Origin of the sequence: uncultured Acinetobacter sp. (genome assembly GCF_947626835.1) — a bacterium.
GTDB lineage: Bacteria > Pseudomonadota > Gammaproteobacteria > Pseudomonadales > Moraxellaceae > Acinetobacter.
Window position 1 is genome coordinate 1 of sequence record NZ_CANQTS010000010.1, and the last position, 16,561, is coordinate 16,561.

Sequence of the window (16,561 nt, forward strand, 5' to 3'; positions counted from 1 at the left end):
TCTGAAAAACGGTTTAATTTCTGATATCTCATGAAATTTATATGGAGGTGATTTTTACTTTCGCAAGAGGTCTATTGATTTAAACTATAATCTTAGTCTCAAAAAGACTTATGGTAGGTATTTGGTAGGTTTTCTTTGCCTTTTAAAGTTTAGATACTCAAAACAACGGTGAGGCTCACCGAGCATAATCACAACAATACGAAAAAAGGAATTTAACTATGGCGTTTAAACATCTTGCCGACCAAACCAACGGCTTTTATATCCCATGTGTATCTTTATTTGGACCTGGCTGCGTTAAAGAAATTGGCAATAAAGCCAAAAGTTTAGGTGCAAAAAAAGCCTTAATTGTGACTGACGCCGGTTTGTTTAAATTTGGCGTGGCTGACATTATTGCCGGTCATTTAACCGAAGCTGGCGTACAAAGTCATATCTTCCCCGGCGCGGAACCGAACCCAACCGACATTAACGTGCATAACGGCGTAGATGCCTACAATGAACACGGCTGTGACTTTATTGTCTCTTTAGGTGGTGGTTCATCCCATGACTGCGCCAAAGGCATTGGCTTAGTGACAGCAGGTGGCGGGCATATTCGTGACTATGAAGGCATTGATAAAAGCACGGTACCTATGACTCCCCTCATTGCCGTGAACACCACCGCAGGTACAGCCTCTGAAATGACACGCTTTTGTATCATCACCAACACCGACACGCATGTCAAAATGGCAATTGTCGATTGGCGCTGTACCCCACTGATTGCCATTGATGATCCAAAACTGATGCTGGCCAAACCTGCTGCATTAACGGCGGCTACAGGTATGGATGCTTTAACCCATGCAGTTGAAGCTTATGTCTCTACTGCGGCCAACCCAATTACCGATGCATGTGCTGAAAAAGCCATTAGCATGATCAGTGAATGGCTGAGCCCTGCGGTAGCCAATGGTCAGAACTTAGAAGCGCGTGATGCCATGAGCTACGCGCAATACTTAGCTGGTATGGCCTTTAATAATGCATCACTTGGTTATGTCCATGCCATGGCACATCAATTAGGTGGTTTTTACAACTTGCCACACGGCGTATGTAATGCTGTTCTGTTACCGCATGTATGTGAATTTAACTTAATTGCCTGCCCAGATCGTTATGCCCGTATTGCAGAATTGATGGGTGTAAACACTTACGGTTTAACCGTCACTGAAGCGGCACATGCTGCAATTGACGCCATTCGTACCTTGTCTAAATCCATTGGTATTCCGGCCAGTTTATCTGAACTGGGTGTCAAAGAAGAAGACTTAGATGTGATGTCACAAAATGCACAAAAAGATGCCTGCATGCTGACCAATCCACGTCAAGCCACCCATGCCGATGTAGTCAATATGTTTAAAGCAGCCATGCAAAGCCCTGATGCCGGTATTGTGAACTTTAAAGCGGCAATGTAAGTTTTTCCCAAGTTTTAGGCTTACATGCTTTTTGGGTCAATCCCCTCTTGAGGGGTTGACCTTTTTTTTATTTGACAAGCAGTCGTAACCTGATCAAAGATGCACGTTTACAACAATAACATGTTACACAATTATGGCGAGTCTCTTACAGTTTCCCCTTCACTATGACACTGACCCCTTAACCGGCTTTGACTGTGCCACTATAAACTTGCCAGATGACCATGAAGGTGCTGTGATTGCCAAACTGATTCGTCACACTGCCCCACATCGCACCCCAAAAGCGGTACTGTATATTCACGGTTTTATTGACTATTTTTTTCAAACTGAACTTGCCCAGCAATTTAATGAACACGGCTATGATTTTTATGCATTAGATTTACGTAAATACGGGCGTGCTTTGTTGCCGCATCAACGGGCTTACGATGTACACGACTTACGTGAATATGATGCCGAAATACATCAGACTTTAGATGTGATTTGGCGCGAAGGTCATCAAAGCTTAATTTTAGCTGGACATTCCACCGGTGGCTTAATTTGCACCTCATTTGCTGCACGCCACAGTAAACACCCTTTGATTAAGGCTTTATGGCTCAATAGCCCTTTTTTTGATTTTAATTTAAATCACTCAGTGCAAAAATTCTTACTGCACCAAGTGGTGAAATTGGCAAACATGCTGCCTAATTTAGCCGTGCCTAGTGGCTTAAATCCTTTATATGTACCGAGTTTGCATCAAGACTTCGATGGTGAATGGTGTTTTGATTTAAAGCTTAAACCGCAACATTATCCATGGGTGCGTTTAAGTTTTATTCACGCAGTCTATCGCGTACAGCAACAGTTACAGCAAGGTATCTCGCTGCACCTACCTACGCTTGTCATGCACAGTCAAAAAAGTAGCGCACCCAGAACAAAGACCAAGGAGGTTAACCATAGCGATATTATTTTAAATGTCGATGACATTGTGCGCTGTGCCAAACAGATCCAAGGCGATGTCAGCATTGTTGCCGTGGAGGGCGCATTACATGACGTAGTGCTGTCTCAACCCGCTGTACGCGCTTTTGCCTATCAACAACTTTTTGCATGGTTACAACAAAAAGCACTTTAATGGGCTTTATACTTGAGTAAATTTTGATGTACAGGATGCTCCATTGGCATCAGTTCAATCAGACGTTCAATAGCATCAATTGCCTCTGGACAACGGGCTAAATGTCTGAGCAATACATCGGTTTCATTGGCTTTAAAAATCGCATCACTTAAGCGTGATTCTAAGCAATCACGCCATGCTGACAAAAATGGACTTTCCGTTTTGGACAAAAATACGCCCGAGCAAAGTTTTAAAGCAGCAGTGGTCGCACCACGATCTAAAGCATGTTCGGCTTGTAAAAAGTCAGCTTCTACATCTGCCAATAAACGATAAGGACGTGAGCCCAGCAAGCCCCCCAACAGTTCTCGCAATTGTGACATTTCTGCTTTTAAAGTCCCCATACTCACTTTACGCTCACCATATAAAGCTTGATGCAAAGAGTCTAAGCTTAGACCTTGCGGGCACAGCGCTAAAATAGTCAAGATTTCAATTTGACGTGGGGTAAGCACTAAAATCTTACCGTTAAACAACACTTGCGGCACACTAAAAGCACGGATATACAAATGCTGGCGCTGACATTGCAGTAATGCGGTTTGAATGATTGCCGCACAGCGCTCTGCTGCGAGCACCCCTAAACTATTGTGCTGATCCCAAATGGTCGACAAATCCACCACGCCTAAAATTTGTTTTGAATATGGATCTGTGATGGGGGCGGCATAACAGACCCAATTTTGTACCGAGGGCATATAGTGTTCATTAGAAAATACCCAGCTCGATTGCTCGGTCTTGATACTCAAAGCCAAAGCATTGGTGCCCACCAACGCCTCACACCACTGCCCGCCTTGTACAAAATGCACATTTTCTGCCTCGCGTTGCATCTGTCCTTGTGCGGCACTCCATAAAATGGTGCTGCCCACATCAGCAATGGCTAACACCATATTGGCCTGTGCTGCAATGGCTTTGAGCTCATCTTCACAATAGGCTAAGGCATGTTGTAATGGACTCGGCTGTGTATCTAAGCGAATTAAAGGTGCTGCCATACGTTCTTTGGGAATATCAGCACGGGCTGAGCGTTGCCATGAGCGTATGATGCTTTCGCCTAAAACATGGCTGTGTTGGGTCAGACTGTGTGGATTGTGCTTAAATTGTTCAATTTGTTGTCTTTTTTCAATCAATTGGCTTTTATTCATTTTTTTATTCCTTGAGACCACACTCAAAAACGCGCATCCTACGCATTGCTTATGTAAACAATTGTCTTGATCTTGTAATAGGACTTTTGCCTACCTTTTTCCAACCTTATGCTAAGTATGCTTTTCACTATATTCAGTTGATGAATGTTTGTCATTAACCCTGACATATTACACCACGCAAAGGAAAATAAATATGCGCTATATCGATCCAAATCAGCCGGGCTCAAAAGTACAGTTCAAAGCTCAATACGACAACTTTATTGGTGGCGAATGGGTAAAACCCGTTAAAGGTGAATATTTTGACAATATTTCACCAGTAGACGGCAAAGTATTTACCAAAGTGCCACGTTCTTCTGCTGAAGATATTGAACTTGCACTGGATGCTGCACATAAAGCCAAGGATGCTTGGGGCAAAACTTCCCCAACTGAACGTGCCAACATTTTACTTAAAATTGCTGATCGTCTTGAAGCCAATTTAGAAACATTGGCCGTGGCTGAAACGTGGGACAACGGTAAGCCCATTCGTGAAACTTTAGCTGCAGATATTCCACTGACCATTGATCATTTCCGTTATTTTGCCAGCTGTATCCGTACCCAAGAAGGTGGCATTTCTGAAATTGACCATGATACCGTCGCTTATCATTTTCATGAGCCACTTGGTGTTGTCGGCCAAATTATTCCGTGGAACTTCCCAATTTTAATGGCGGCGTGGAAATTGGCACCTGCTTTGGCAGCGGGCAACTGTATTGTATTAAAGCCGGCTGAGCAAACCCCTGTTAGTATTTTGGTGTTAGCGGAGTTAATTCAAGATTTGCTTCCTGCTGGTGTACTCAATATTGTCAATGGTTATGGGGTTGAAGTGGGTCGTCCATTGGCGACGAATCCACGCATTGCTAAAATTGCCTTTACCGGTTCAACGGCGGTGGGTCAATTGATCATGCAATATGCAACGGAAAATATTATTCCGGTGACCTTAGAATTGGGTGGTAAATCACCAAACATTTTCTTTGGAGATATTTTAGATCAAGAAGACGAGTTCTTAGACAAAGCTTTAGAAGGCTTTGCCATGTTTGCCCTAAACCAAGGCGAAATTTGTACGTGCCCTTCACGTGCCTTGGTTCAAGAAAGTATTGCTGATCAATTTTTAGAGATGGCGGTTGAGCGTGTTAAACGTATTAAAACCGGTCATCCGCTAGACACCACCACCATGATTGGTGCCCAAGCTTCACAAGAACAACAAGATAAAATCTTAGGCTGTATTGCGACAGGTCGTGAAGAAGGTGCACAGGTGTTAACTGGTGGTGGCGCGCGTCATGAAGTGGGCGAAGGTTTTTATATTGAACCCACCATTTTTAAAGGTCATAACAGCATGAAAACCTTCCAAGAAGAAATTTTTGGACCGGTACTTGCAGTGACTACATTTAAAGATTTTGAAGATGCCATTAAAATTGCCAATGACACCATTTACGGCTTAGGCGCAGGGGTTTGGTCACGCTCAACGCATACTGCTTACCGTGCTGGTCGTGCAATTCAAGCCGGTCGCGTATGGACCAATTGCTACCATATTTATCCTGCACATGCAGCCTTTGGTGGTTATAAGAAATCAGGCATTGGCCGTGAAAACCATAAAATGATGCTTGATCATTACCAACAAACCAAAAACTTGTTGGTGAGTTACTCAACCAAACCTGCAGGTTTCTTCTAAAACCCGGCATAAAAATAGCGAACCCAAGGTTCGCTATTTTTTTAACTGATTTTTAAGCGTTTAACATTTGTGACGAAGCATGGCCTTTTTTAACCACTCAACCAATATTTTAAAATTTTGTGGCTTGCCTTATAAACACAATGAAAATATCACTTAGGCTATTTAGCTGCCATACGAATGGCACCATCAAAACGAATTACTTCACCATTTAAATAGCTGTTTTCAATAATATGTGCCGCTAATTTGGCAAACTCATCTGGCTGCGCCAAACGATTTGGAAATGGTACCATCGCGCCTAAGGCTTGTTGCACATGTTCAGGCATGGCGGCAATCATAGGGGTGTGCATAATACCCGGTGCGATGGTCATGACCCGAATGGCATCGCGTGCTAGCTCGCGCGCTAAAGGCAAGGTCATGGCGACAATCGCACCCTTAGATGCAGCATAAGCAGTTTGTCCAATTTGACCCTCATAAGCGGCAACCGACGCGGTATTAATGATCACACCGCGCTCTTGATCCTGCAATTCTTGATTCGCCATCACTTGCGCGGCAAAACGCAGCATATTAAATGTGCCCGTAACATTAATATCGAGTACTTTTTGAAACAGGCTTAGGCTGTGCAAGCCATCTCGGCCTAAAACCTTGGCAGAAGGTGCAATTCCGGCACAATTAACCAAAATATCTAAACGCCCTTCTTGTTGTTGTAATTGTTCAAAGAAGGCAGCAACGTGTTGTTCTTGCGTGACATCTAAACTGGCAAAGCGTGCTTGCTCACCTAACTGTGCTTGTACGGCCTGACCTTGTTCGGCATTTAAATCGACCAATACCACTTGGGCGCCTTGCGCTATTAAATGTCGTGCAGTGGCTTCGCCTAAACCCGATGCGCCACCTGTTACTACAGCCACTTTTCCTTGAATGTGCATGTTATTGTTCCTCATATTTTTGCACTCGACTTAAGCCTCAGAGTAATCAGTCTGCTTTTTAAGTACAATTTCCAAAACATGCAGCCGTCGTGATGGATTTGAACAATACCCAATAAGGACAATCAGGTGAGCCATAGACCCGAGCACAGTATTTGTATCAGTCTTGTGCATGAAGCTTTGCAATCGGCAAAAGCACAAGGTATAAACATGACTTTGTTGTTACAACGCGCCAATATTGCCGTAGAACTGCTTGCTTTACCTCAAGCACGGGTTGCGATTGCCAACTATGCACAGCTTTGGATTGCGATTGCAGATGCCATGAATGATGAATTTTTTGGACTCGATCGCCGCGCTTTAAAACGTGGTAGTTTTCAGCTCTTAACCAAATGGCTGATTCATTGCAAAACCATTCAACATGCCCTTGAAGAAACTTTGCAATTTTTTAATGTGTGTTTTGAGGATTTATACGGTGAATTGCGCTTAGTACAAAATAGCGCGCAGATTGTGATTGTAGATCAACGTCAAAGGCAATCTATGTTCACTTATGCTTGTTATTGGATGCTGATTCATAGCTTACTGTGTTGGCTCAGTGGTCAACGTATTGTGTTAAATTGGATGTCTGTTCAAAGCAGCATGCCGCTTGCACACGCTGATTATCAAACCCGCTTTTGTTCCGATATTCGCTATGAAAGTGCTGAAAATATCTTAAGCTTATCGTTGGATTATTTAAGCTTACCCATTAAGCAAGATGCCCACTCACGTGATCAGTTTTTACAAGCCACCCCAGCCAATTTATTGGTACGCTTTAAAAACCCTGCCGCTTTAAGCCAACAGATTCGTAAAAATTTTTTACATACAGCGCCGCAACATTGGTTAGAATTTCGTGCTTTGGCGCATGCACTGCATATGTCTGAGGCAACTTTACAACGGCGCTTAAGAGCAGAAGGCATAAGCTATCAACAACTTAAAAATGAAATTCGCTGTGAGCGTGCCATTTTACTGTTAAAACAACCCGATTTAAGCTTGCAACAGATCAGCGAACAACTCAATTTCCATGACCCAAGTGCCTTTTATCGCGCCTTTAAAAAGTGGACCGGTTTAAAGCCAAGTTATTACCGCTCAGAAAAATTAAAGTAATGATAAAACAGATCTGCCAAGTGTTTTTTATGACTGACCATTCATCTTAATCGCTTTGCCAAGTGTTCGGTTTTAGGTTAAATTTTGCCCAAATTTTAAGCCCTATGCACCGTGTATCGGCTTAAATGCTTCGCTTTTATCACCTGATTTAAGGTTTATTCATGCTTAAGATGACTGACGTACTGTCACATAGCCTCGTACAGAACTTCACCCAAGGTTTTTCATCGTTGTCGGCAGCACAACTTGATGAACAACTGAATCAAAGCATTTTAAATGCCTCAGACCATGCTTTAGCACGTGCAGTTGCTGCATTTTTTGAACGTCCTGATGCCTTACAAAGCGCATCGGCTTTAGATATTAGCTTAGATGCGATTCAAGCCTTAAAACAAGGCATTGCACTTAAAGCTGAATATTTAAGCGACACCTTAAAAATTGCTGCTTTATGTTTAGCCCTTGAAACCAATGCCTTAGAGCAGCTTGATATTGCTGAACCCTTACAAGATTTTCCCATCTAAAAAAAGCGACCCTTTGGTCGCTTTTTTGTATGTTGTTTAATGTGGCCATTGCCCTAAAGTGACACGGTCATTGCCACCATAATCTTTCACGGTACGCACTTGTTTATAGCCGGCTTGGCGGAATAAATGCTGCACTGCATCGCCTTGATCATAACCATGTTCAAGCACCACCCAACCATTGACCGTCAGGTGCTTTTTGGCGTTTACAATAATTTCAGCCAAATCAGCTAAACCCTGTTGCTCTGCCACCAAAGCACGGCGCGGTTCAGTGGCCAACGTCTGCATATGCACATCTTTTGCATCAATATAAGGTGGATTAGACACAATCGCATCAAAAAATTGACGACCAAAAGGTTTTAACCACGAACCTAGCACGAATTCCACATGATTTAAATCATGCTTTTCGGCATTAAATTGTGCCACTTCAAGCGTAGGCGCATACACATCTGAAGCAGTGATTTTCCATGTTGCACGTTCAGATGCCAATGACAAGGCAATTGCACCTGTGCCTGTACCTAAATCTACCACCCGTGCATCTTCAGGTAAGTCTAGCTTTAACACGGTTTCTACTAATACTTCGGTATCAGGACGTGGCACCAAAGTATCTTGAGTGACTTTGAGATCAAGCGTCCAAAATGGCTGTGAACCGGTCACATAGGCCAATGGCTCACCTGCTTCAATGCGTTGCAGCGCAGCTTTATAGGCTGCTTCTTGCTCAGAGGTTAATGCTTGATCCTTTTTCATGATTAAATCAAAAGAATCAATTTTCGTGATATGTTCAAGCAGCCATGCATTTTCTTGACGTTCGTAGCTTTCGGGTTCACCACGTAAGGCTAAAGCCTGTGCAATATTCAATTAACCACCATTTTGTTGAGCAAGCATTGCTAATTGATCTGCTTGGTATTCACGATGCAAGCTGTCTAAAAGTTCGTTTAAATCACCTTCCATTACCGCATCTAACTTATATAAGGTTAAGTTAATACGATGATCGGTCATACGACCTTGCGGATAGTTATAGGTACGAATACGTTCTGAACGATCACCTGAACCCACCAAATCACGGCGCATTTCAGACGTGGCAGCATCGGCTGCTGCACGTTTGGCATTTTCTAAACGTGAGGCCAACAAGGCTAAGGCTTTGGCTTTGTTTTTATGCTGTGAACGTTCGTCTTGACACTCTACCACCGTGCCTGTTGGCAAATGGGTAATACGAACGGCAGAGTCGGTTTTGTTAATGTGCTGACCACCGGCACCTGAAGCGCGATAGGTATCAATACGTAAATCTGCAGGGTTAATCTCAACCGAAGTATCCACATCCACTTCAGGCAAAATTGCCACGGTGCAGGCCGAGGTATGTACACGCCCTTGTGATTCTGTCGCTGGTACACGTTGTACACGATGCGCGCCACTTTCAAATTTTAAGCGACCATAGACACCTTCACCGTTAATCAAGCAAATGACTTCTTTGTAGCCGCCATGCTCACCTTCATTTTCAGACAGGATTTCAATACGCCAACCTTTAGATTCGGCATATTTACTATACATACGGTATAAATCACCTGAGAAGATGGCTGCTTCGTCACCACCGGTTCCGGCACGAATCTCTAAATAAGCTGAGTTGGCATCATTTGGATCTTTTGGAATCATAAGGATATTTAAATCAGCCTCAAGTGAATCAATCACGGCTTTATTTTCTTTGATTTCCTCAACCGCCATTTCTTTAAAGTCAGGGTCACTGAGCATGGCTTGTGCAGTTTCAATATCGGCTTCGGCTTGTTTATATTTGCTCCACACTGCCGTGATTTCGGTTAAATCATTGTGTTCACGAGACAGTTGGCGAAAACGTTTATTGTCAGAAATGACCTCAATATCCGCCAATAATGCGGTCAGTTCTTCATGACGGTCGGACAATTGATCCAAACGTAAGCGTAAAGATTCTTTCATGGGAAAATTATTCTCAAAATAGGACGGCTTGCGCCCTGTGTATGACACATTGCGCCTAGTTTACCTACTCTTCGGTTTAAAAGACATCTTTGCCCCCATTCAAGCTTTATTTTTTCAAGCGATTTGAACAAAGATACGATTGCTTGACTTGTAAGCTTTGCTGTTGATTTAGTCGCTTTTTCACATATTTCTCCACAATGTTAATCAAAGCTATACAAACACTCTCGCTTTTGTCGCAGACCTCCTTAGATTCTCCATATTTTTTTCTAAATCGCCTGTTAAATTAGCCGCATTGAAATTATTTTACTTTTGGTCCATGTGGACATGGAGTTTGCCATGAAATTAAATGCCTTATTAATGAGTACTGTGATTGCAGCAGGTTCAATGTTTACGGTATCAGCGCACGCTGATAGTACAGCGCGTGTTGCAGCGGCAAGTGCCTTAGGCAGTGTCGCGGGTACTGCCTTGGGTAAAAATTTAGGTGGCACAACTGGTGCAACTATTGGTGCAGCCTTAGGGGGTGCAGGTGGTGCAGCAGTTGCAAGTAATAAGAAAAATCGTACCGAATCGGCTATTGGTGGTGCATTGGGTGGTGGTGCAGGTTATACGGTAGGTAAAAATATGGGTGGCACCAATGGCGGTTACATTGGTTCAGCTTTAGGTGCGGCAGGTGGTGCAGCTTTAGGCAATAAAATTGCCAAAGATAAAGCCGCCGATAAACGTGCTGAACAACGCGCCAATAAACGTTGGAAAAAACGTCGTTATAACTAACAAAAAAAGCAGCCTACAGGCTGCTTTTTTTTAATGCTCAATTCAGTGCGTGCCATATCAGCAAGAGATTTAATAAATGAATCCATTTAGACTCTGTAGCTCATCGTGAGCCATTAACGAATCATGCTCATGCGATGGCCTTAAGCTAAGTTAATCCAATCATCTCGATATACAAAGCCTCTCTTATATCGTAATATTTCGATATACCTAATAGCTTGAGATGATCATGCGTCGTTTAGCCCATACCGAATTTTCGATTTTAGAACTTGCACCAGTCCGTAGCGGTCAAAGCATTCAAGATGCCCTCACCCATGCCTTAGCCTTGGCACAACATGCCGAAAATTTAAACTTTCGCCGTTTATGGTTAGCCGAACATCATAATATGTCCGGTATTGCCAGTTCTGCGACCAGTGTTTTAATGGGTTATCTTCTTGCCAATACCAAACATTTAACCATTGGTTCAGGTGGTGTCATGCTACCCAATCACGCCCCATTAGTGGTTGCTGAACAATTTGGTACTTTAGCCACACTGTATCCCCATCGTGTAGAGTTGGGTTTAGGCCGTGCTCCAGGTACTGATCAATACACCATGCGTGCTTTACGCCGCGGTCATCAAGAAAGCGAAGATCAATTTCCACAAGATGTATTGGAAATTTTACAGTATTTTAAAGACCCAGAAGCCAATCAACGTATTATCGCCACGCCGGGACAAAGCACCCATGTACCCGTGTGGTTATTGGGTTCAAGTTTATTTAGTGCACAACTCGCAGCGCGTTTAGGTTTACCTTACTCGTTTGCATCACACTTTGCCCCGCGTATGCTGGGTCAAGCGATTCAATTGTATCGTGACAATTTCCAGCCTTCTGAATATTTAAGCCAACCTTATGTGTCGATGGGTGTGCCCACTATTATTGCTAAGACAGATGAAGAAGCACAGTATTTGGCTACGACGCCTTATCAACGTATTTTAAATATGTTGCGTGGCACGCGTGGACATTTACCTCAACCGGTTACAAGTATGGATGGATTATGGTCGGTGAGTGAACAACGTGCGGTACAAGATTTTTATGCCCTGGCACAAATTGGCTCAGCCGATACGGTACGTCAAGGTCTACAAAAACTGCTTGAACAATATGCCGTAGATGAGTTTATTTTCACCTGTGATATTTATGATCCTGAGCAACGCTTAAACAATTTTAGTGCTTTAAGCGATATGAAATAGCGCTAATTGATATTTATATATAAATAAACACCATTTATTTAAATGATAATGGTGTTTTTTTTTAGACATTTTAAAACTAATTTGCTTAAATTGAGCAAAAAACAATCAATCAAACACATACAATTGGTACTTTTAACCCTATTTTGCTGTCTATGACGGAGGACTATATTCTTTCATTTATATATATTTTGTCTTAATAATAGAAGCAAAACAGCCATCACATGGATGGCTGAACATACCACTTAACTAATACGACGCTTCAAACCTGTCATCTGTAAAACACGCGTTGAGATCTCCTCAATTGACATCTCGGACACATTCAAATACTTAATACCTTCTGAAATATAGATACCTTCTATGGCACGTAATTCCATTTGGCATTGGCTAAAGCTTGCATAACGACTGTTGGCTTTACGTTCGTTACGGATCGCCACTAAACGATCAGCATCAATCATCAAACCAAACAATTTGTGTTTATGCGGACGCAAAACTGCTGGTAAACGGTTGTCATCTAAGTCTTCTTCGGTCAATGGATAGTTCGCGACACGAATACCAAATTGCAAGGACAAATAGATTGAAGTGGGGGTTTTACCCGAGCGAGATACGCCAATCAGGATCAAATCCGCCTTATCATAGTGGCGTGTACGTGCGCCATCGTCATTATCGAGGGCAAAATGCACTGCATCAATACGGGCTTTATAAGATTCTGAGTTGGTCACTGCGTGGGTTTGCCCGACCAAAGTCGTAGGTTGTGTCCCCAATTCTTCAGAGAGTTTACTGATCAACCCTTCAAATACATCGAGGTTAATGGCATTGGCTGTATTGATAATATCGCGCACATCTTTATCAACTAAGGTATCAAATACTAAGGGTTTTTCGCCATCAGTATCGGCACGCTGATTGATCTCAGCCACCACATTCATGGCTGCTTCTTCTGAGCTAATATACGGGATGATATGGATATCAAAATTCACATGCGGAAACTGCGCCAGAAGCGAGTGACCTAACGTTTCTGCCGTAATTGCAGTGCCATCAGAAATGAAAAATACACTGCGCTTAATCGGTTTCTCGTCTGACATCAACTTTTCTCCTTAAATATTTGTCTAAGTGCACGATTATCTTTATAGTAAACCCATCTTACATGAGAGTCGCTTAGTAAAAATATATAAACTAAGCTTTTTCATAAAATCATGCCTAGATAGTGATTTATACTGCAAAAAGTGGAGTAACAACTTTGGAAGCGCGCGTAATTGGTCTGGAAAAATTAGGGAAACACGACGTTGAACTCGTGGGTGGCAAAAACTCATCTTTAGGTGAAATGATTAGCCATTTAGCTAACGCTGGTGTATCTGTACCAGGTGGCTTTGCAACAACAGCAGCAGCTTATCGTGAATTCCTCGAGCAAAGCGGCCTAAACGCCAAAATTAATGCTGAGCTTGCTGCACTCAACGTAGATGACGTGAATGCACTGGCTGAAACAGGCGCGAAAATCCGTCAATGGATTGTTGAAACTCCGCTAACTGCAGGTTTAGAACAAGAAGTTCGTACTGCATTTGCAGAACTTTCAAATGGCAACCCAGATATCGCGGTTGCGGTACGTTCATCTGCAACAGCAGAAGACTTACCAGATGCTTCTTTTGCAGGTCAACAAGAAACATTCTTAAACATCCGTGGCATTGACAATGTATTGATCGCCATTAAAGAAGTATTTGCATCGTTATACAACGACCGTGCCATCTCTTACCGTGTACACCAAAACTTTGCCCATGACGTGGTTGCGTTATCTGCAGGTGTACAACGTATGGTACGTTCTGAAACTGGCGCTGCGGGTGTAATGTTTACCCTAGATACAGAATCAGGCTTCCGTGATGCAGTATTTATTACTGCCTCTTATGGTTTGGGTGAAATGGTTGTTCAAGGTGCTGTAAACCCTGACGAATTTTATATCTCTAAACCGCTTTTAAATGCAGGTAAGCATGCGATTTTACGTCGTAACTTAGGTTCTAAACATCAAAAGATGATTTACAGCCAAGATGCATCTGCAGGTAAATCAGTGTCTATCGTTGATGTCGACAAAGCTGAACGTCAACAATTCGCTCTAAACGACCAAGAGTTACAAGAGCTTGCTAAACAAGCCTTGATCATCGAAAACCATTACGGTGCGCCAATGGACATCGAATGGGCAAAAGATGGTGATGACGGTCAAATCTACATTGTGCAAGCACGTCCTGAAACGGTAAAAAGCCGTGAAAACGTGGGTACTATGGAACGCTACCTATTAAAACAAAAAGGTAATGTGCTCTGCGAAGGCCGTTCAATCGGTCAACGTATTGGTTCAGGTCGCGTACGTATTGTCACTTCAATTAAAGAAATGGACAAAGTACAAGACGGCGACGTACTGGTATCGGACATGACTGACCCAGATTGGGAACCAGTGATGAAACGTGCTGCTGCGATTGTCACCAACCGTGGTGGTCGTACCTGTCACGCAGCGATTATTGCGCGTGAACTTGGTGTACCTGCAATTGTCGGTTGTGGTAATGCCACTGAACTTTTAACTGACGGTCAAGAAGTGACAGTGTCTTGTGCTGAAGGTGATACAGGTTTCATCTACGAAGGCGCGCTTGATTTTGAGATTCAAAAGAACTCAATCGAATCTATGCCTGCACTTCCATTTAAAGTGATGATGAACGTAGGTAACCCAGACCGCGCATTTGACTTTGCTCAAATTCCAAACGCAGGTATTGGTTTGGCACGTCTAGAGTTCATTATTAACCGTATGATCGGTGTGCATCCAAAAGCATTACTTAACATTGATAGCTTACCGCGTGAAACACGTGCGGCTGTGATGGCACGTACTGCAGGTTATGCATCTCCAATCGAGTTTTATGTAGAAAAATTGGTTGAAGGTATCTCTACCCTAGCAGCTGCATTTGCTGACAAACCAGTGATCGTACGTATGTCTGACTTTAAGTCAAACGAATACGCAAACTTGATCGGTGGTAAGTTATACGAGCCAGAAGAAGAAAACCCAATGTTAGGTTTCCGTGGTGCCAGCCGCTACGTATCTGACAACTTCCGTGACTGCTTTGAACTTGAATGCCGTGCATTGAAGAAAGTACGTGACGAAATGGGCTTAACCAACGTTCAAATCATGATTCCGTTTGTACGTACCGTCGCTGAAGCGAAGCGTGTGATTGAATTGTTAGCGCTTAACGGTTTAACACGTGGCGAAAACGGTCTTAAAGTGATCATGATGTGTGAACTTCCAACCAATGCATTGTTGGCTGAACAGTTCCTTGAACACTTCGATGGTTTCTCTATCGGTTCAAATGACTTAACCCAGTTAACACTTGGTTTAGACCGTGACTCAGGTATTGTGTCGCATTTGTTTGACGAACGTGACCCTGCGGTGAAAGCATTATTGTCTCTTGCTATTCAAGCATGTCGTAAAGCAGGTAAATACGTGGGTATCTGTGGTCAAGGCCCTTCAGATCATCCAGATCTTGCAAAATGGCTCATGGAACAAGGCATTGATTCAGTGTCTTTAAACCCTGACTCAGTGTTAGAGACTTGGTTCTTCTTAGCTGAAGAAGAAAAAGCTCAACAAGCGTAACAATCTGTGTTAAAAAAAGACCCAACCTTGGGTCTTTTTTTATTTCCCGTTTTTGAGACTAAATTTTTATGCAAATTTATTTGGCACGCAACAATCAACAAGCCGGTCCGTATAGCTTAGAACAGCTCAATCAGATGTTGGCCAGCCAGCAAGTCTTGCTCACCGATTTAGCTTGGCATCAGGGTTTAACTGAGTGGAAAACCTTAGGTGAACTCACTCAAGGTCGTATGACTTATCAGCCACAAGGTTATACTGCGCCACAAGTCAGCGCTTTTGAGCCAAAAGTCGATGTACCAAGCGCTGTGCAGCCAAGTACTGAACTGGCTTCGATTGGTCAACGTGCACTTGCCAAAGTTTTAGATCTATTGCTTTGGTTACCCGCAATTGCCATTCCCTCTTTTTTCTTAAATGCTGAACAACTGGAACAACTCAGTGCTTTACAGCAAAAAATGCAACAAGCCAGCACCTCAGCCCAAGCACAAGAGCTACAAACACAATTGTGGGCATTGGTGCCAAACGAAGCATGGCAAGTCATGGGCGTGTATATTGTCTTGATGCTGATTATTCAAGCGCTGATGATCACCAAAACAGGACAAAGTCTAGGCAAGCGCTTATGCAAGATCCAAATTGTTGATCAAGACAACAATGAAAAGGTCAGTTTATGGCGTGGTTTTACCTTACGCACCTTTTTGTTTGTGTTCTTAAACCTGATGTTTTTCCCGTTTATTACTTTGGTCGACTATGCCTTTGGATTGAGCCAAAAACGTCAAACTTTGCATGACAAATTGGCCAAAACAAAAGTGATTAAGAAAGTAAAATAAGAGGTGCTAAGCGCCTCTTTTTCTTTACATAATATTGATATTCAAAAAAAATTATAAGATAGGAAATTTAAATCCGAGTAAAAAAATCAGTTTTTAATACAGTCATTTAAAGCCGTTTTATATATAGCTTAGTTTGTTGATATAGGGCATAATGCCTCAAACGTAGCGGTGTCTCATGATTGAGAGGTTTTTTCACATCTGAA

The 16,561-nt window shown here is 42.7% G+C and carries 14 protein-coding genes; 9 read left to right on the plus strand and 5 right to left on the minus strand.

Features of this window, described 5'->3' with window-relative positions; all coding sequences use genetic code 11:
* The first annotated feature begins 218 nt into the window (after positions 1-218).
* Together Q0Z55_RS06065 and Q0Z55_RS06070 are read left to right on the plus strand one after the other, a co-directional pair.
* The gene (locus tag Q0Z55_RS06065; RefSeq protein ID WP_297425658.1) at positions 219-1,433 is read left to right on the plus strand and encodes an iron-containing alcohol dehydrogenase; all 1,215 of its coding nucleotides are present in this window, start codon (positions 219-221) and stop codon (positions 1,431-1,433) included.
* Between the two features lie 133 nt (positions 1,434-1,566).
* On the plus strand, positions 1,567-2,535 hold the full coding sequence (locus Q0Z55_RS06070) for an alpha/beta hydrolase (protein ID WP_297425689.1): 969 nt from the start codon (positions 1,567-1,569) through the stop codon (positions 2,533-2,535).
* Here the strand turns inward: Q0Z55_RS06070 and Q0Z55_RS06075 are convergent.
* Positions 2,532-3,704 carry a transcriptional regulator gene (locus Q0Z55_RS06075; RefSeq protein WP_297425691.1) on the minus strand — a complete coding sequence of 391 codons (1,173 nt, stop codon included), beginning with the start codon at positions 3,702-3,704 and terminating at the stop codon, positions 2,532-2,534. The two genes, Q0Z55_RS06070 and Q0Z55_RS06075, sit on opposite strands and share 4 nt — an antisense overlap.
* Positions 3,705-3,897: 193 nt before the next feature.
* On the opposite strand from Q0Z55_RS06075, the gene Q0Z55_RS06080 reads away from it, so the two are divergent.
* On the plus strand, positions 3,898-5,409 hold the full coding sequence (locus Q0Z55_RS06080) for an aldehyde dehydrogenase family protein (RefSeq protein WP_297425693.1): 1,512 nt from the start codon (positions 3,898-3,900) through the stop codon (positions 5,407-5,409).
* 158 nt (positions 5,410-5,567) lie between these two features.
* Here the strand turns inward: Q0Z55_RS06080 and Q0Z55_RS06085 are convergent, their stop codons facing one another.
* Positions 5,568-6,332 (minus strand): 3-hydroxyacyl-CoA dehydrogenase, encoded by a 765-nt coding sequence (locus Q0Z55_RS06085; RefSeq protein WP_297425695.1) that lies wholly within the window; start codon positions 6,330-6,332, stop codon positions 5,568-5,570.
* 126 nt (positions 6,333-6,458) lie between these two features.
* On the opposite strand from Q0Z55_RS06085, the gene Q0Z55_RS06090 reads away from it, so the two are divergent.
* Positions 6,459-7,469, plus strand: coding sequence for an AraC family transcriptional regulator (locus tag Q0Z55_RS06090; RefSeq protein WP_297425696.1), 1,011 nt, complete (start codon positions 6,459-6,461; stop codon positions 7,467-7,469).
* 161 nt (positions 7,470-7,630) lie between these two features.
* On the plus strand, positions 7,631-7,984 hold the full coding sequence (locus Q0Z55_RS06095) for a hypothetical protein (RefSeq protein WP_297425698.1): 354 nt from the start codon (positions 7,631-7,633) through the stop codon (positions 7,982-7,984).
* A gap of 36 nt (positions 7,985-8,020) precedes the next feature.
* On the opposite strand, the gene prmC is transcribed toward Q0Z55_RS06095, so the two are convergent.
* Both prmC and prfA read right to left on the minus strand, forming a co-directional pair.
* Positions 8,021-8,839 carry a peptide chain release factor N(5)-glutamine methyltransferase gene (prmC, locus tag Q0Z55_RS06100; RefSeq protein ID WP_297425700.1) on the minus strand — a complete coding sequence of 273 codons (819 nt, stop codon included), beginning with the start codon at positions 8,837-8,839 and terminating at the stop codon, positions 8,021-8,023.
* Positions 8,840-9,928 carry a peptide chain release factor 1 gene (gene prfA / locus Q0Z55_RS06105; protein WP_297425702.1) on the minus strand — a complete coding sequence of 363 codons (1,089 nt, stop codon included), beginning with the start codon at positions 9,926-9,928 and terminating at the stop codon, positions 8,840-8,842. It lies immediately after the preceding gene.
* 336 nt (positions 9,929-10,264) lie between these two features.
* Between prfA and Q0Z55_RS06110 the strand changes: the two genes are divergently transcribed.
* The gene (locus tag Q0Z55_RS06110) at positions 10,265-10,699 is read left to right on the plus strand and encodes a glycine zipper domain-containing protein (protein ID WP_297425704.1); all 435 of its coding nucleotides are present in this window, start codon (positions 10,265-10,267) and stop codon (positions 10,697-10,699) included.
* Between the two features lie 226 nt (positions 10,700-10,925).
* On the plus strand, positions 10,926-11,921 hold the full coding sequence (locus tag Q0Z55_RS06115; protein ID WP_297425706.1) for an LLM class flavin-dependent oxidoreductase: 996 nt from the start codon (positions 10,926-10,928) through the stop codon (positions 11,919-11,921).
* A 242-nt stretch (positions 11,922-12,163) separates the two neighbouring features.
* On the opposite strand, the gene Q0Z55_RS06120 is transcribed toward Q0Z55_RS06115, so the two are convergent.
* The gene (locus Q0Z55_RS06120) at positions 12,164-13,000 is read right to left on the minus strand and encodes a pyruvate, water dikinase regulatory protein (RefSeq protein ID WP_297425709.1); all 837 of its coding nucleotides are present in this window, start codon (positions 12,998-13,000) and stop codon (positions 12,164-12,166) included.
* Between the two features lie 155 nt (positions 13,001-13,155).
* Here Q0Z55_RS06120 and ppsA point away from each other — a divergent pair, with 155 nt between their 5' ends.
* Positions 13,156-15,537, plus strand: coding sequence for a phosphoenolpyruvate synthase (gene ppsA, locus Q0Z55_RS06125; protein ID WP_297425711.1), 2,382 nt, complete (start codon positions 13,156-13,158; stop codon positions 15,535-15,537).
* A 68-nt stretch (positions 15,538-15,605) separates the two neighbouring features.
* Positions 15,606-16,358, plus strand: a complete 753-nt coding sequence (locus tag Q0Z55_RS06130) for an RDD family protein (RefSeq protein WP_297425714.1) — start codon at positions 15,606-15,608, stop codon at positions 16,356-16,358.
* Positions 16,359-16,561: the final 203 nt, after the last annotated feature.

Bases quoted from the DNA above. Each gene is read 5' to 3' on its own strand.
- Q0Z55_RS06080 (WP_297425693.1), top strand. From the start codon at position 3,898: ATGCGCTATATCGATCCAAATCAGCCGGGCTCAAAAGTACAGTTCAAA.
- Q0Z55_RS06130 (WP_297425714.1), top strand. From the start codon at position 15,606: ATGCAAATTTATTTGGCACGCAACAATCAACAAGCCGGTCCGTATAGC.
- Q0Z55_RS06085 (WP_297425695.1), bottom strand. From the start codon at position 6,332: ATGCACATTCAAGGAAAAGTGGCTGTAGTAACAGGTGGCGCATCGGGT.
- Q0Z55_RS06110 (WP_297425704.1), top strand. From the start codon at position 10,265: ATGAAATTAAATGCCTTATTAATGAGTACTGTGATTGCAGCAGGTTCA.
- Q0Z55_RS06095 (WP_297425698.1), top strand. From the start codon at position 7,631: ATGCTTAAGATGACTGACGTACTGTCACATAGCCTCGTACAGAACTTC.
- Q0Z55_RS06115 (WP_297425706.1), top strand. From the start codon at position 10,926: ATGCGTCGTTTAGCCCATACCGAATTTTCGATTTTAGAACTTGCACCA.
- prfA (WP_297425702.1), bottom strand. From the start codon at position 9,928: ATGAAAGAATCTTTACGCTTACGTTTGGATCAATTGTCCGACCGTCAT.
- Q0Z55_RS06065 (WP_297425658.1), top strand. From the start codon at position 219: ATGGCGTTTAAACATCTTGCCGACCAAACCAACGGCTTTTATATCCCA.
- Q0Z55_RS06120 (WP_297425709.1), bottom strand. From the start codon at position 13,000: ATGTCAGACGAGAAACCGATTAAGCGCAGTGTATTTTTCATTTCTGAT.
- Q0Z55_RS06070 (WP_297425689.1), top strand. From the start codon at position 1,567: ATGGCGAGTCTCTTACAGTTTCCCCTTCACTATGACACTGACCCCTTA.
- Q0Z55_RS06075 (WP_297425691.1), bottom strand. From the start codon at position 3,704: ATGAATAAAAGCCAATTGATTGAAAAAAGACAACAAATTGAACAATTT.